Raw genomic sequence first — 13,569 nt, 5'->3', positions numbered from 1 at the left:
GTGCTCGGCTTTCCGCGCTATCTGACTCAGGCTGACGGCTCCTACTTCGCGGCGTCGTGCCTCCCTCACCCTTCCTCCCCAAACGCTGTGTCACCCCGGCGAAGGCCGGGGTCCATGTCCGCATGTCACCCAAACCCCAGTGTTCGTGGCGGTTGCCGGACATGGATTCCGGCCTTCGCCGGAATGACCCGGTGGTTGGTAAAGACAAACAAGCCAAAGGCAACACCATGACTTCATACCTTCTCGCGGGGCCCGCGGAGGAGCCGGTTTCGCTTGCCGAGGCCAAGGCATTTCTTCGCGTCGATGACGGTGCCGAGGACGGTCTGATCACGACGCTGATCGGGGCGGCGCGGCTGCATGTCGAGGGCGTTACAGGGCGGGCCCTGCTGGCGCAGAGCTGGCGCGTCATGCTCGACGGCTGGCCGGACGATCGGCAGGTCAAGTTGCCGGTGTCGCCCTTCATCGCGCTGACCGAAGTCACCGCCTATGACGCCAATGGCGCGGGGCACGACGTTCCGCTGGCGCAGTTCCTGCGCGCGCCGGATCGGTTGCTGCTGCCGGCGACGGTCAGCGGCATGCCCGTGCTGCGCGAGCGGCAGGGCATCGAGATCGACTATGTCGCCGGCTTCGGCACGGAGCCGGGGGACGTGCCGGCCGATATCCGCCAGGCGCTGTTGCTGCTGGTCGGGTACTGGTTCGAACACCGCGATGCCGTGATCGTGGCTGGATCGGGCGCGGTGGTGCCATCGGGCTTCGACCGCATGGTCGCGAGCTACAAGCGGGTGCGGCTGTGAACGAGCAGACGCCGACGCTGGGGAGCTTGACCGATCGCGTGCAGCTTAAGCGACGGGAAATGACCGGGGAGACCGAGGGCGGGCACGTGGCCATGTTCGTGCCGGTGACCAACCTCTGGGCGCGCGTGCGCTCGCTGACCGGGCGCCAGGGCACCAGCGCCGATGGCCGGGCGGTGGAGATTTCGCATGCCGTGGTCTTCCGCTTTCGCAACGACATCAAGCCGGGCGACCGCATCGTCTATCGCGGACGGAACCTCGATGTGGTGAGCGCCGCCGACCTCAACGGGCGGCGGGCCTATCTCAGCTGCGCCTGCAGCGAAACCAGCTTTACGGGGTAGGGCCATGCATCCGATTTCGATGTTGCAGGGGGCGCTGGTGACGGCGCTCAAGGCCGACGCGGCACTGATGGCGATTGCGGGCGCCGACGGCGTGTTCGACGCAGCGCCCCAGGGCCGGCCGGCGCCTTATGTGGTGATCGCGCGGCATGACGTGGTGCAGCGGGACGGCGACGAGACGCCGGGCCAGGAGCACCGGCTGCTGCTGCATTGCTGGGGCGACCAGCCCAGCCGGAAACGTGCGCTCGATATGGCCGAGCGCGTGGTCGCGGTGGCGCTAGGGTTTCCGTCCGCCGGGATCATGGTGACGCATCGCGAGCATGTGCGGACCGAGACGGTGATCGACAAGGATACTGGGCTGGCGCGGGCTGCGGTGGGGCTGCGATTTTTGAGCGAGGGCGCTTAGTGCCGCGCAAGCGGATGGTCACCCCCTCCTACCTCCCCCATCGAGGGGGAGGTTTCTCTCCGCTCACTTGACTCGATCCGGTCCACTCACCGGACGGCACCTCCCCCTTGATGGGGAGGTTGGGAGGGGGTGAGGTTTTGGGCACTGACAAAGGACAAACACATGGCCGCTCAGAGCGGGAAGAACATGCTGCTCAAGCTCGACCAGGCCGGGTCGGGGAGCTTTCTGACGGTGGCGGGCCTGCGGACGCGGGCTTTGGCCTTCAATGCCCCGACGGTCGATACGACCGACCAGGAAAGCGCGGGACGCTGGCGGGAACTGCTGGCCGGCGGCGGGGTGAAGCGGGCTTCTGTGACCGGCGCGGGCGTGTTCAAGGACACCACGTCGGACGCACAGGTGCGCTCGCTGTTCTTTGGCGGCACCATCCGCAACTGGCAGCTGATCATCCCCGATTTCGGCACGGTGCAGGGACCTTTCCAGATCGTGGCGCTGGAATTTGCAGCCGACCATGCGGGGGAAGTGACCTTCGACCTGGCGCTGGAAAGCGCTGGGGAAGTGACGTTTACGGCGATCTGATTTTCCACGGTGTCATCCCGGCGAAGGCCGGGATCCAGATCCGCATGTCGCCCCGAACAAGGTGTCTGTGGAGGTTGCCGGACATGGATTCCGGCCTTCGCCGGAATGACCCGGTGGGCGGGCTTCATCAAGCAAGGAACAAACACATGGCCATCACGCAGCGTGGTGAGATCGATGCCGTCATAGGCGGCGAGACGCGGACGCTTTGCCTGACGCTGGGGGCGCTGGCGGAGCTGGAGAGCCGGCTGCAGGCCGGGGATCTGGTTGGGTTGGCGGAGCGGTTTTCGGCCGGGCGGGTGTCGGCGCGCGACCTGACGGCGATCCTGGGGGCCGGCTTGCGTGGCGGGGGCAATGCCATCACCGACGATGATCTGGCCCGGTTTGCCATCGAGGGCGGACTCAAGGGCGCGGCGGAGATCGCGGCACGGCTGCTCAAGGCGACGTTTGGAGACGCGGCATGACACCCTTTCCCTGGGACACGGCGATGCGTTTCGGGCTGGGCGTGCTGCGGCTGCCGCCGCGCGACTTCTGGCGCATGACGCCGCGCGAGCTGGCTTCGGCCTGGGGCGCGGTGATGGGCGACCGGGGGCCGCTTGCCCGCAATGAACTCGATGGACTGATGGAGCGCTTTCCCGATGGCCGATAGTTTATTTCCCGACAGTTTCCACGATGAACTCGACAGCGTGGAGATCGAACTTGGGCGTATCGGCAACCTGGCCGATGGCGTGGCGCGCTCGATCAGCGCCGGCTTTCGCGGCGCGCTGCTCGAGGGCAAGTCGCTCAAATCCGTACTGGGCGATATCGCCCGCAGCTTCGCCGATATCGCCCTCAAGGCCGCCATCAAGCCGCTGGGCGACATGGTCGGCGGGCTGATCGGCAACCTGTTTGCCGGAACCAATCCGGCGCTCGGCAATGTCACACCCTTCGCCAAGGGTGGGGTGATCGCGACGCCGAGCTACTTTCCGCTGGGCTCATCCCCTCCTGTCGGCCTGGCGGGGGAAGCGGGGCCGGAGGCGATCATGCCTCTGGCCCGCGGCCCCGACGGCCGGCTGGGCGTCGCCGGTGGCGGCGGCGCGGTGAATGTGACGTTCAACGTGACCGCGACCGACGCGCGCAGCTTTGCCGCGAGCGAGGCGGAGATCAGCGCGATGCTGTTGCGGGCGGTGAGGCGCGGGACGCGCAGCGCTTGATGGGCTGAGCGCGCTTCAAGAACTCGATCGTCACCCTCGGGCTTGACCCGAGGGCACTACACTTCCCGAACCCAGAGCAAGTGAAGAGCCCTGGGGTCAAGCCCGAGGGTGACGGCCGGCGGGTAGGGCAGGCTGCGGATCAGTTTCCCAATTCTGAGGAGTAAACCATGGCCTTTCACGCAGTGCGGTTTCCGCTCGATGTCGCCCTTGGCTCCCGCGGTGGGCCGGAGCGCCGGACAGACGTGGTCACGCTGGCCTCGGGGCGCGAGCAGCGCAATGGGCGCTGGCAGCACTCGCGGCGGCGCTACAATGCCGGCTATGGCGTGAAATCGCGGGCCGACATGGCTGATGTGCTGGCGTTTTTCGAGGAGCGTCGCGGACGACTGCATGGCTTTCTCTGGCGCGACGGGCTGGATTATTCCAGCGGCGGCCCGGTGCCGACTGCCCTCGACCAGCCCATCGGGACCGGCAATGGCAGCCGCACGGGCTTCCAGCTGACCAAGCGCTATGGCGCCAGCTTCGATCCGTATTTCCGGCCGATCACGCGGCCGGTTGCGGGCAGCGTGAAAGTGGCGGTTGCGGGCGTCGAACAGGTGAGTGGCTGGAGCGTCGATGTCGCCACGGGCGTGGTCGGCTTCACGGTCCCGCCGGCCAATGGTGCCGCGCTGACGGCCGGGTTCCTGTTCGACGTGCCTGTCCGTTTCGATACCGACCGGCTCGATGTGGAGCTCAGCAGCTTCGATGGGGCCGAGGCGCCCAGCATTCCGTTGGTGGAGATCATCCCATGAGGGTGCTCGATATCGGGCTGGCGGCGCATCTGGCGCAGAGCGAGACGACGCTGGCGACGTGCTGGAAGCTGGTGCGCGGCGATGGCGTCGTGTTGGGCTTTACCGACCATGACGGGGTGCTGAGCTTTGGTGGCACCGATTTCGTGCCGGCGCATGGCCTCGACGGGGGCGAGGTGCCGGCGCGGCTGGGGGCGCAGGTGGAGACGTCGGAGGTGCTGGGCGTGCTCAGCGCCGACGATATCACCGAGGATGACATCCTGCTCGGGCGCTATGACGGCGCCGTGGTCGAGACCTGGCGCGTCAACTGGGCCGATGTGAGCCAGCGCGTAAGGCTGCGCAGCGACACGATCGGCGAGATTGTGCGCGAGGATGGGGTGTTCCGGGCGGAGCTGCGCTCGGCGCAGCAGGGGCTCAATGCGACGCTTGGGCGGATTTATCAGGGCCTGTGCGATGCGGTGGTGGGGGATGCGCGCTGTGGGGTGAACCTGACGGGGCCGGAGTTCCTGGGATTTGCCACGGTAACGGCGCTCGAAGACGACCACCGCATCGTGGTCACCGGCCTCGGCGGGTTCGCCGAGGGCTGGTTCGGCTTCGGTTCGGCGCTGTGGACGGATGGGCGGCGCGTCGGGCTGCGCGACGGCGTGGTGACGCATCAGCGCATGGCTGCCGGCGACGTGCTGGCCTTTGGCGTTGCCGTGGGCGACTGGGTCGTGCTGGGCGATACGCTCGAGGTGACTGCCGGTTGCGACCGGCGGTTTGCCACCTGCCGCGAGAAGTTCGCCAATGCCGTCAATTTCCGCGGCTTTCCGCATATTCCGGGCAGCGATTTCGTGTTGCGCCATCCGCGCAATGGCGATGCGCTGGATGGGCGGGCGGTGGTGAAGTGAGCGACGCGGTCGTTGCGGCGGCGCGCGAGTTTCTCGGCACGCCCTATCGGCACCAGGCGTCGTTGGCGGGCGCGGGCTGCGATTGCCTGGGCCTGCTGCGCGGGGTGTGGCGGGCGCTCTATGGGGGCGAGCCGATGGTGGTGCCTCCCTATCGCGCCGATATGCGCGACCCCGGCAATGCCGGGGCCCTGCGCCGGGCCGCGGAGACGCTGCTGGTTGCCGAACACGGTCCGCTGGCGGCGGGGCAGGTGGTGCTGTTCCGTTTGGGCGGCATGGCAGAGCCCAAGCATTGCGGAATTTTGCTGAGCGATACGCGCTTCATCCATGCGCAGGAGAGGCTTGGCGTGGTCGAGGCGGATTTGACCGAGCCCTGGGCGCGGCGGGTGAGCGGGCGTTTTGTGTTTCCGGAGAGGAATTGAGGCATGGCCACACTTGCTCTGTCCCTGGCCGGGCAGTTTGTCGGCGGCTTCGTGGGCGGGCCTCTCGGCGCGACCATCGGGCGGGCGCTCGGGGCACTCGCGGGGAGCGCCGTGGATGGGCTGCTGTTTGGCGACAAGCCGGAGCGCGCGGGCAGTGATATAAGGCTGCAGGGCTCGAGCGAGGGCGGCGCGGTGCCGCGGCTTTATGGCTGGAGCAGGCTTTCCGGAAATATCATCTGGGCGCGTGAACTCGAGCTGCTCGGTGGCGAGAATGCCGGAGCCAAAGGCTTCGGGCTCGGCAAGGACGAGGACGTGGTCGGCGCCAGCTTTGCGGTGGCCTTCTGCGAGGGCGAGGTGCACCGGCTGGGCCGCATCTGGGCCGACGGACAACTGCTCGATACGGCCGGGCTGACAGTGCGCTTTTATCGCGGCACCGAGGACCAGCTGCCTGACGGGCTGATCGCGGCAACGCAGGGCGGGGTGGCGCCAGCATATCGGGGACTGTGCTATCTCGTGGTCGAGCAATTGCCGCTCAACCGCTTCGGCAACCGCATTCCCCATCTCAGCGTCGAACTGTGCCGCGTGGTGGGTCATCTGGAGCCTGATATCAGGGCCGTGACTGTGATCCCGGGGGCGACCGAGTTCGGATACGACCCCGTGCCGCGGGTGCGGATTGCCGGTCGTGGGCACACCGAGGCCGAGAATACCCATCTGTCGGCATCGGTAAGCGACTGGACGGCATCGATCGACGAGCTGGTGGCGCTCTGCCCCAACCTCGAGCTTGTGGCCCTGGTCGTGGCTTGGTTTGGCAACGACCTGCGCTGCGGCCACTGCAGCATCGGGCCGCGGGTCGAGGCTGCCGAGCGCGTGGTGCAGGGCACAGAGTGGAGCGTGATGGGGCTCGGCCGGGGCGATGTGCCGGTCGTGTCCAGCCATGGCGGTGGCGCGGCCTATGGCGGCACGCCGAGCGACGCGTCGGTGCTGGCGGCCATCGCCGACCTCAAGGCGCGCGGACTCAAGGTGACGCTCTATCCGATGGTGATGATGGACATTCCTGCCGGCAACGGACTGCCGGATCCCCATGGTGCCGCCGAGCAGTCGGCCTATCCCTGGCGCGGGCGGATCACCTGCCATCCAGCGCCGGGGCGGGCGGGTGCTCCCGACCAGACGGCGGCCGCGGCGGCACAGGTGGCGGCGTTCGCGGCGAGCTATCGGCAGATGGTGCTGCACTATGCCGGGCTGGCAGTGGCGGCTGGAGGGGTCGATACCTTGATTATCGGCTCTGAGATGCGCGGCCTGACGACGGTCCGTGGCCTGGGCAACAGCTTTCCGTTCGTATCGGCGCTTGTCGCGCTGGCCGCCGATGCGCGGGCGGTGGTGGGACCGGAAACGGTCCTGACCTATGCGGCCGATTGGAGCGAATATTCGGGCTACCAACCGGGCGGCGGCGAGAAGTTCTTCCACCTCGACCCGCTCTGGGCTTCACCCCATATCGATGCGGTTGGCATCGACAACTACATGCCGCTGGCTGACTGGCGCGACGGGCACGGGCACCTGGACGCGGCATTGTCGGCTGACGGCTATGACCTCGCCTATCTCAAGGGCAATATTGCCGGCGGGGAGGGGTACGACTGGTTCTACGCCAGCGATGCCGATCGGCAGGCACAGGCGCGGACGCCGATCACCGATGGGGCGCATGGCGAACCGTGGGTGTGGCGGTTCAAGGATATCAGGAACTGGTGGAGCCACGCTCATCACGACCGGCCGGGCGGGGTACGCAATGCGAGCCCGACGGCGTGGGTGCCGGGTTCCAAGCCTGTGCTGTTCACCGAACTGGGCTGCGGCGCGGTCGACAAGGGCGCCAACCAGCCCAACATCTTTGGCGACGCCAAGAGCGCCGAAGATGGTCGGCCGTATTTCTCGAGCGGACTGCCCGATCCACTGATCCAGCGGCAGGTGTTGCGCGCGCATCAGGCCTGGTGGCGCGATCCGGTCAACAATCCGGCTGGCATGGTCGATGTGGACCGGATGTATCTCTGGACCTGGGACGCGCGGCCCTATCCCGCCTTTCCTGGCCTGACAGAGGTGTGGGCCGATGGCCCGAACCACCGCAATGGCCATTGGCTGACCGGGCGGCTGGGCGGCCTGGCGAGCGACGAACTGGCCGCGGCGATCGCCAGGGATCATGGCGTGGCGCTGACCGCCGAACCCGCGCCTCCATGGGTGGGTGGGGTGGTGCTGGGCCAGGCCACCACGGCGCGCGAGGCGCTGGAGCCCTTGATTGCCGCGAGTGGTCTCAGCCTGCGCAATCATAATGCCGGACTGCATCTGGGCCTCGCTCGGCGCGGCGAAGCCGTGATGATCCAGGCCGATGGACTGGCCCAGGAGGAGGGTGCCACGCTGTCGCGGCGGCGCGTTGATCCGGCGGAGGCGCCGGGCCGGCTGGCGCTGACCTATCTCGATCGGGAGCGGGACTACCTGACGGGCACGGTGACGGCGCTGAGCCGCGCCGAGGGACCCTTGGCGGGTGAGGCCAGCGGCATGACGCTGGATGCCTCCGGGGCAAGACTGGCTGCCGAGCGGATGCTGGATACCCGCAACGGGCGACGCGAAACGATCGAGTTCAGCCTGCCGCCGACGGCGTTGGCGCTGGAACCGGGCGACCTTGTCCAGATCGATGGCCTTGCCGAGGGGCCGTTCGAAATCAGCGAAATCCGCGATGGTTTGGCGCGACGCGTCACCGCGCGGACGCTGCCATCCGGCACGGCAGTTGCGACCGGCATCGATCGGCCGATTTCCATGAGTGGCGGCCCTGCCGCGCGGTCTCTGCCGTATGTGGAAGTCGCGCACCTGCCGCCTTTGCCGGCCGATCCAGCGCATTCGAGAATAGCTTTCGTTGCTTATGCGCAGCCCTGGCCAGGCAGCGTCCAAATGGTGGATGAGGCGTCGGGGGCGCTGGTTGCGAACCTGCCGCGGCGCGGGACACTGGGGGCCCTGGCGGCGCCGATGCCGACAGGCCCCAATGCCGTTTGGGACAAGGGCGGCGTCGTCGAAGTGAACCTCCTGGCGGGGCACCTGAGTTCGGCGGAAACCATGGCGGTGCTCTCGGGCTGCAATCGGCTGGCTATCCAGGCCGATGGCGGCGACTGGGAAATCGTCGGCTTTGCTCAGGCCAACCTGGTGTCTCCCGGGCGCTATCGGCTGACCCGCCTGCTGCGCGGCCTGGATGGGACGCAGGTTTCCACGGCGGCCATCGGAAATTCCGTCATCGTCATCGATGCGCGGGCCACGACGCTGCCGGTCGAGCCGAGCTGGCTCGGGGAGACCAGGGACTTTCGCGTCTATGCAGGCGCAGCTGACATCGAAGGCGTGCCCATGACTGTTGCGACCGCGGTGAAACCGGCTTTGCCATTGGCACCGGTCCATCTGCGCGCCGTGCGCACCAGCGGTGGCGACATTGGCTTGCGCTGGGTGCGGCGGAGCCGCGCCGATGGCGACGGATGGGGCGCGGCGGAGAGCCCCCTCGAACACGTGCCAGAGCGCTACCGGCTGACGATTTTCGACGGCAGCTCGGTCGTCCGGACGATCGAGGTCGGCGCGCCGGCGGCGGTCTATGCCAGCAGTGAGCAGCTTGCCGATTTCGGCGCACCGCCCGGCGCCTTTGTCTTCACGGTCGCGCAGATGAGCCCGGTGCTGGGCGCCGGGCACACCGCACAGGGAGAATTTCATGACTAGGAGCCGGTTCGACATCTGCCTCGATGAGGTGTTGCGGCATGAGGGCGGCTATGCCGATCACCCGTCCGACCCCGGCGGCGCCACCAATCTGGGCATCACCCACAAAACCCTGGCGCGTTGGCGACGGATTTCGCCGTGGTGGAAGCTGCCCAAAAGCGCGGTGATGGAGTTGCAGCGCAGCGAAGCGGCAAAGATCTATCGCGCCAGCTATTGGGACCGCGTTCACGCCGGGCAATTGCCGTACGGACTCGACCTGGCGCTGTTCGATTTTGCCGTCAATTCCGGGCCGGATCGGGCGATCCGCACCCTGCAGGCCGAACTCGGTGTGGCGACGGACGGACAGGTCGGGCCGCTGACGCTCGACGCTATCGATGCCTACGCTGATCGCAAGGGGCTCGGTACCTTGATCGGCGCCTTCTGCGACCGGCGGCTCGCCTTCCTCCATCGCCTGCCGACCTTTGCCACCTTCGGCAGGGGCTGGACCGCGCGCGTCGCGGCCGTGCGCAAGGCGGCCATCGCGTCCGCCGGCACCACGGCAAACCCTCAAACCAAAATTTCCCAATGGAGACTGCTCATGGATATGCTCAACGGCTACAAGACCTACCTCGTCGCTGCCTTCATGCTGTTGGCTGGCGTGGCGCAAGTGCTCGGCATCGACCTACCGGCGCTCGATGGTGGCTCGGCTGGTCACCTGATCATGGAAGCGCTGGCGGTATTGTTCCTGCGCAAGGGGCTGAAGGCGGATATCGAGCGGGCGTGAGGTGCTTGCCAAGGGCAGGAGGCTAACTCATATTCCCAGGGGCATAACAAAGGGAGTGATGCATGATCAAGCGCATGTTCAGCGTCACCGCTCATTGGGATGACGAGGCGAAGGTTTTCTACTCGGACAGCGACATTGTCGGCCTCCACATCGAGGCTGAAACCATCGAGGAATTCGAATCGGTGATGATGGAGGTTGCCCCCGGATTGGTCATCGCCAATCACGTGAGCAAGGCTGAATGGGAGTCCTCCGCTCCGGAAGACCTCATCCCGGCCATCCTTTGGCAGCGGCCAACGGGCAAGGCAGCCTGAATAGGTCGACGGCTACTATTCAGCCGTCGTCAAAGTATTGCGAGCCCATGGCTTTCACTACGTGAACAATGCCAAAGGGTTCCATGAAAGGTGGACGAATGCGCAGGGCACAACCCTGATCGTGCCACGCAATTTGATGAGCCGGCACACAGCGAATTCCATTCTGCGCGATGCCGGCAGCAAAACGAAATTGTAAGATTTGGCCGGCTTTGCCTCATTCATGTCCCATTCAGCAACAGCGCCCTATGGTGCCGGCATGAAAACCTTGACCTCAAAATTGTTTGCGCCGGTGACCGTCGCGCTGGCCATCGGGCTGGCGGGCATTGCGCCGGCCCATGCCCAGGCCTGTCTTGATAACCGCCAGATCCAGGAAGCGGTGTCGTCGGGCCAGATCATGTCGCTTGCCGATGTGCTGGCTTCGGCCGGCATCGATGGCAGCGCCGAAATCCTTTCCGTTCAGGTATGTGACGAAGGCGGTGGCCTGGTCTATATTATCGGCGTACTGACGCCGGACGGGGATGCACAGAACCTTGTCTTGAGCGCGCAGTAAGACGCACCGGGGGCCAGCATGCGTATTCTTGTTGTCGAAGACGATACCAATCTCAACCGGCAGCTCAAGGAAGCGCTGACAGAGGCGGGCTATGCCGTCGATGTCGCCTTCGACGGCGAAGAGGGCCATTTCCTCGGCGATACCGAACCCTATGATGCCATCGTGCTCGATATCGGCCTGCCGCAGATGGACGGGCTCAGCGTGCTCGAGGAATGGCGCCGTGCCGGCCGGACCACGCCGGTGCTGCTGCTGACGGCGCGCGACCGCTGGAGCGACAAGGTGCAGGGCATCGATGCCGGTGCCGACGACTATGTCGCCAAGCCATTCCACATGGAAGAAGTGCTGGCCCGCATCCGCGCCCTGGTACGGCGCGCCGCAGGCCTGGCATCCAACGAGATCGTCGCCGGTTCGGTCCGGCTCGATGCCCGCTCGGGCAAGGTGACGGTCGATGGCCAGTCGGTCAAGCTCACCAGCCACGAACTGCGGCTCTTGAGCTATCTCATGCACCACAAGGGCAAGGTCATTTCGCGCACCGAGCTGACCGAGCACCTCTATGACCAGGATTTCGACCGCGACAGCAACACGATCGAAGTGTTCGTCGGCCGCCTGCGCAAGAAGCTGCCCGATGACTGCATCCAGACGGTGCGCGGGTTGGGCTATCAGATAGCGGAAGACTAGGATGGGTCGATATTTGGATGAGGCCGGCCTGCAAGCGCCGGTTTTCTCCGCTTCCGGTGCTCACGTATGTTTACATACGCTGCGCGCCGGTTCTCAAAAACCGACCCTTTCGGCTCGCCCTGATCCAAATCTCGACCCATCCTTGGTGCCCCGTTGAGAAAAGGCTCGATTGCAGCTTCGCTGTTCTGGCTCTCTGCCGGCTGGCTGGTCGTGGCGCTGGTGGCGACCGGGTTCCTGTTGACCGATCTCTATTCACGCGCGCTCGACCGATCCCTGTCCGATACGCTCGACTTCCACCTCGAGACCCTGGCCGGCGACCTGCTCGAGGCCGGCGATCCATCAAGCCCTGACATCGTGCTCAGCGACCCCCGCTTCGAGCGGCCGCGCTCGGGCTGGTACTGGGCCATTCGCGACGCCGACGGCAAGCTCTATAATCTCTCCACCTCCGTGGTCGGCATTGGCTTGCCGGTCATCAGCGGCGCATTCAGTGGCGGGCGTCGCACGGCCATCCTCGACGATGCGTTCGGCACCCGGATGCGCGTGGTCGAGCGCTCCGTTACCCTGGCGCCCAATACCTACCAGATCGTGGTCACGGGCAATCTGAGCGAGATCCTCGACCTAGTGGGCAATTTCCGCGGCCAGGCCTTTATCGTCCTGGGTGCGGTGGGTGTGATGCTGGCTATCATGAGCGCCATTGTGGCGCGCTTCGCCATGCGGCCGATAGATCGGCTCAGCGCCGCCGTCGAACGCGTGCGCGAGGGTGACAGCGTGACCGTGACCGGCACCTATCCGCGCGAAATCGCGCCGCTGGCCGAAGAGGTGAACGAGTTGCTGCGCTCCAACGCGCAGATCATCGAGCGCGCGCGCAACCAGGTTGGCAACCTGGCGCATGGCCTCAAGACGCCCATCGCCGTGCTGCGCAACGAGGCGGCCAACAAGAAGGGGGCATTGGCCGACGTCGTGGTCTCGGAAACCGAGAAGATGAGCACGATGGTGGCCACCTATCTCGAGCGCGCCCGGCTGGCCGCGCGCACGTCGGTGGTGGGCAAGAAGGCCGACGCAACCATGATCATGCTTCGGCTGACCCGGGTGATGCGCAAGATCAATCCCGATTGTACCATTGCCTTCCAGCGCCCGGATGCATCGCTGCCCTGGTTCAGGGGGGACGAGGCCGATCTCGAGGAAATGGCGGGCAACCTGCTCGACAATGCCTGCAAATGGTCCAAGGGGCAGGTGGGCGTGCGGCTCGATGCCGAGCGCAGCAATACCGGCACCATGCTGTTGATTCGGATCGATGATAATGGTCCGGGGCTGAGCGAAGCCGATGTGGAGAAAGTGTTGCGCCGCGGTGTCAGGCTGGACGAGAAAACGCCTGGCAGCGGACTGGGGCTCGATATCGTCAAGGAACTGGTGGATGTGTATGGCGGCAGCCTGGCGCTGAAACGCTCCGCGCTGGGCGGCCTGCTGGTGGAATTGCGGTTGCCGACGGCGCGCCTGGGCGCCATGGCCAGGCCCAACGCGGCCTGACGCACTTTTGCCGCAATACGACAACAAGAGCCTCTGACCGACCACGAGATTGCACCCATGAACCGCTTTGCCCTGATCGCCGCTCCGCTGCTCGCCCTGACCCTGGCTGGTTGCGCCAGCACTGGCCCCACCCAAGTGGTGCAGGCCCCGGTCGTGGCGGCGCCCGTTACGCCGCAGCCGCTGGTGGCGAGCCCTGCCCAGACGACGCAGCAGGCACTGCTGACGACCAGCGTCTCCAATGGTTTCGTCGATCCGGCAGCGCTGGCGCTGATGACGGCGAAGGATTCTGCCGAGGCCAACAGCGCCCAGTTCTACGCCTTGCAGTTCGGCCGCCCCGGCGCACCGCGCCAGTGGGCCGGCGACAAGGGCACGACCGGCACCGTGGCGGTCGGCCCCTATGTCCGGGTCAACAATCTGGACTGCCGCGACTTCACCCACACCGTCAAGGCCGGTGGCAAGGACTACGTGAAGAAGGGCACTGCCTGCCGCGAGCAGAACGGCAACTGGGCCGTGGTGCAGGGCGCCGCCTGACACAGTTCGAGCAGCGGCTGGTAAGGATTGTTTACCAACGCGCTATAGTGTCGGTTAGCCAAGCTTTCCGTACCCGCAGCGC

17 protein-coding genes and 1 pseudogene are annotated in these 13,569 nt (G+C 66.3%); all 18 read left to right on the top strand.

Annotated elements, in window-relative coordinates:
• Window positions 1-227 precede the first annotated feature (227 nt).
• The 18 genes and pseudogenes from JI749_RS15050 (at window position 228) to JI749_RS14965 (ending at window position 13,487) form a co-directional block, all read left to right on the top strand.
• The gene (locus tag JI749_RS15050) at window positions 228-794 is read left to right on the top strand and encodes a head-tail connector protein (protein ID WP_201655685.1); all 567 of its coding nucleotides are present in this window, start codon (window positions 228-230) and stop codon (window positions 792-794) included.
• Window positions 791-1,132 (top strand): phage head closure protein, encoded by a 342-nt coding sequence (locus tag JI749_RS15045; protein WP_201655682.1) that lies wholly within the window; start codon window positions 791-793, stop codon window positions 1,130-1,132. Before JI749_RS15050 ends, JI749_RS15045 begins: the two co-directional genes overlap by 4 nt.
• A 4-nt stretch (window positions 1,133-1,136) precedes the next feature.
• Complete coding sequence (locus tag JI749_RS15040; protein WP_201655679.1) at window positions 1,137-1,535, top strand: DUF3168 domain-containing protein; 399 nt, start codon at window positions 1,137-1,139, stop codon at window positions 1,533-1,535.
• A gap of 162 nt (window positions 1,536-1,697) precedes the next feature.
• On the top strand, window positions 1,698-2,111 hold the full coding sequence (locus JI749_RS15035; RefSeq protein WP_201655676.1) for a phage major tail protein, TP901-1 family: 414 nt from the start codon (window positions 1,698-1,700) through the stop codon (window positions 2,109-2,111).
• Window positions 2,112-2,257: 146 nt separating this feature from the next.
• Window positions 2,258-2,572: a gene transfer agent family protein gene (locus JI749_RS15030; RefSeq protein WP_201655673.1), complete on the top strand. Its 315-nt coding sequence runs from the start codon at window positions 2,258-2,260 to the stop codon at window positions 2,570-2,572.
• Window positions 2,569-2,757, top strand: a complete 189-nt coding sequence (locus JI749_RS15025) for a rcc01693 family protein (protein ID WP_201655670.1) — start codon at window positions 2,569-2,571, stop codon at window positions 2,755-2,757. Before JI749_RS15030 ends, JI749_RS15025 begins: the two co-directional genes overlap by 4 nt.
• Entirely contained in the window at window positions 2,747-3,301 is a 555-nt protein-coding gene (locus tag JI749_RS15020) for a phage tail tape measure protein (protein ID WP_201655667.1), read from the top strand. The genes JI749_RS15025 and JI749_RS15020 overlap by 11 nt, the downstream gene beginning before the upstream one ends.
• A 167-nt stretch (window positions 3,302-3,468) precedes the next feature.
• On the top strand, window positions 3,469-4,089 hold the full coding sequence (locus JI749_RS15015) for a DUF2460 domain-containing protein (RefSeq protein ID WP_201655664.1): 621 nt from the start codon (window positions 3,469-3,471) through the stop codon (window positions 4,087-4,089).
• Window positions 4,086-4,976, top strand: coding sequence for a DUF2163 domain-containing protein (locus JI749_RS15010; protein ID WP_201655661.1), 891 nt, complete (start codon window positions 4,086-4,088; stop codon window positions 4,974-4,976). The genes JI749_RS15015 and JI749_RS15010 overlap by 4 nt, the downstream gene beginning before the upstream one ends.
• Window positions 4,973-5,395 (top strand): NlpC/P60 family protein, encoded by a 423-nt coding sequence (locus JI749_RS15005; RefSeq protein ID WP_201655659.1) that lies wholly within the window; start codon window positions 4,973-4,975, stop codon window positions 5,393-5,395. The genes JI749_RS15010 and JI749_RS15005 overlap by 4 nt, the downstream gene beginning before the upstream one ends.
• Window positions 5,396-5,398: 3 nt before the next feature.
• A complete protein-coding gene (locus tag JI749_RS15000; protein ID WP_201655656.1) occupies window positions 5,399-9,130 on the top strand; it encodes a baseplate multidomain protein megatron in 3,732 nt (1,243 codons plus the stop codon).
• Complete coding sequence (locus JI749_RS14995; RefSeq protein ID WP_201655653.1) at window positions 9,123-9,890, top strand: glycoside hydrolase family 108 protein; 768 nt, start codon at window positions 9,123-9,125, stop codon at window positions 9,888-9,890. The genes JI749_RS15000 and JI749_RS14995 overlap by 8 nt, the downstream gene beginning before the upstream one ends.
• Window positions 9,891-9,952: 62 nt before the next feature.
• The gene (locus JI749_RS14990) at window positions 9,953-10,201 is read left to right on the top strand and encodes a DUF1902 domain-containing protein (protein ID WP_201655650.1); all 249 of its coding nucleotides are present in this window, start codon (window positions 9,953-9,955) and stop codon (window positions 10,199-10,201) included.
• 34 nt (window positions 10,202-10,235) lie between these two features.
• Window positions 10,236-10,397: pseudogene (locus JI749_RS17650) on the top strand (type II toxin-antitoxin system HicA family toxin); the annotation flags it as partial.
• Window positions 10,398-10,400: 3 nt separating this feature from the next.
• A complete protein-coding gene (locus JI749_RS14980; protein ID WP_201655644.1) occupies window positions 10,401-10,751 on the top strand; it encodes a PepSY domain-containing protein in 351 nt (116 codons plus the stop codon).
• An 18-nt stretch (window positions 10,752-10,769) separates the two neighbouring features.
• Complete coding sequence (locus JI749_RS14975) at window positions 10,770-11,429, top strand: response regulator transcription factor (RefSeq protein ID WP_201655641.1); 660 nt, start codon at window positions 10,770-10,772, stop codon at window positions 11,427-11,429.
• Window positions 11,430-11,582: 153 nt separating this feature from the next.
• Window positions 11,583-12,956, top strand: a complete 1,374-nt coding sequence (locus tag JI749_RS14970; protein WP_201655638.1) for a sensor histidine kinase — start codon at window positions 11,583-11,585, stop codon at window positions 12,954-12,956.
• 57 nt (window positions 12,957-13,013) lie between these two features.
• Window positions 13,014-13,487, top strand: coding sequence for a hypothetical protein (locus JI749_RS14965; protein WP_201655635.1), 474 nt, complete (start codon window positions 13,014-13,016; stop codon window positions 13,485-13,487).
• Window positions 13,488-13,569: the final 82 nt, after the last annotated feature.

It is taken from the genome of Devosia oryziradicis (genome assembly GCF_016698645.1).
In the GTDB taxonomy this organism is placed as follows: domain Bacteria; phylum Pseudomonadota; class Alphaproteobacteria; order Rhizobiales; family Devosiaceae; genus Devosia; species Devosia oryziradicis.
Note: the sequence above shows the minus strand (reverse complement) of the source record. Positions and strands in the feature narration are given on the sequence as shown.

Bases quoted from the DNA above. Each gene is read 5' to 3' on its own strand.
- JI749_RS15050 (WP_201655685.1), top strand. From the start codon at position 228: ATGACTTCATACCTTCTCGCGGGGCCCGCGGAGGAGCCGGTTTCGCTT.
- JI749_RS15040 (WP_201655679.1), top strand. From the start codon at position 1,137: ATGCATCCGATTTCGATGTTGCAGGGGGCGCTGGTGACGGCGCTCAAG.
- JI749_RS15035 (WP_201655676.1), top strand. From the start codon at position 1,698: ATGGCCGCTCAGAGCGGGAAGAACATGCTGCTCAAGCTCGACCAGGCC.
- JI749_RS15030 (WP_201655673.1), top strand. From the start codon at position 2,258: ATGGCCATCACGCAGCGTGGTGAGATCGATGCCGTCATAGGCGGCGAG.
- JI749_RS15025 (WP_201655670.1), top strand. From the start codon at position 2,569: ATGACACCCTTTCCCTGGGACACGGCGATGCGTTTCGGGCTGGGCGTG.
- JI749_RS15020 (WP_201655667.1), top strand. From the start codon at position 2,747: ATGGCCGATAGTTTATTTCCCGACAGTTTCCACGATGAACTCGACAGC.
- JI749_RS15015 (WP_201655664.1), top strand. From the start codon at position 3,469: ATGGCCTTTCACGCAGTGCGGTTTCCGCTCGATGTCGCCCTTGGCTCC.
- JI749_RS15010 (WP_201655661.1), top strand. From the start codon at position 4,086: ATGAGGGTGCTCGATATCGGGCTGGCGGCGCATCTGGCGCAGAGCGAG.
- JI749_RS15000 (WP_201655656.1), top strand. From the start codon at position 5,399: ATGGCCACACTTGCTCTGTCCCTGGCCGGGCAGTTTGTCGGCGGCTTC.
- JI749_RS14995 (WP_201655653.1), top strand. From the start codon at position 9,123: ATGACTAGGAGCCGGTTCGACATCTGCCTCGATGAGGTGTTGCGGCAT.
- JI749_RS14990 (WP_201655650.1), top strand. From the start codon at position 9,953: ATGATCAAGCGCATGTTCAGCGTCACCGCTCATTGGGATGACGAGGCG.
- JI749_RS14975 (WP_201655641.1), top strand. From the start codon at position 10,770: ATGCGTATTCTTGTTGTCGAAGACGATACCAATCTCAACCGGCAGCTC.
- JI749_RS14965 (WP_201655635.1), top strand. From the start codon at position 13,014: ATGAACCGCTTTGCCCTGATCGCCGCTCCGCTGCTCGCCCTGACCCTG.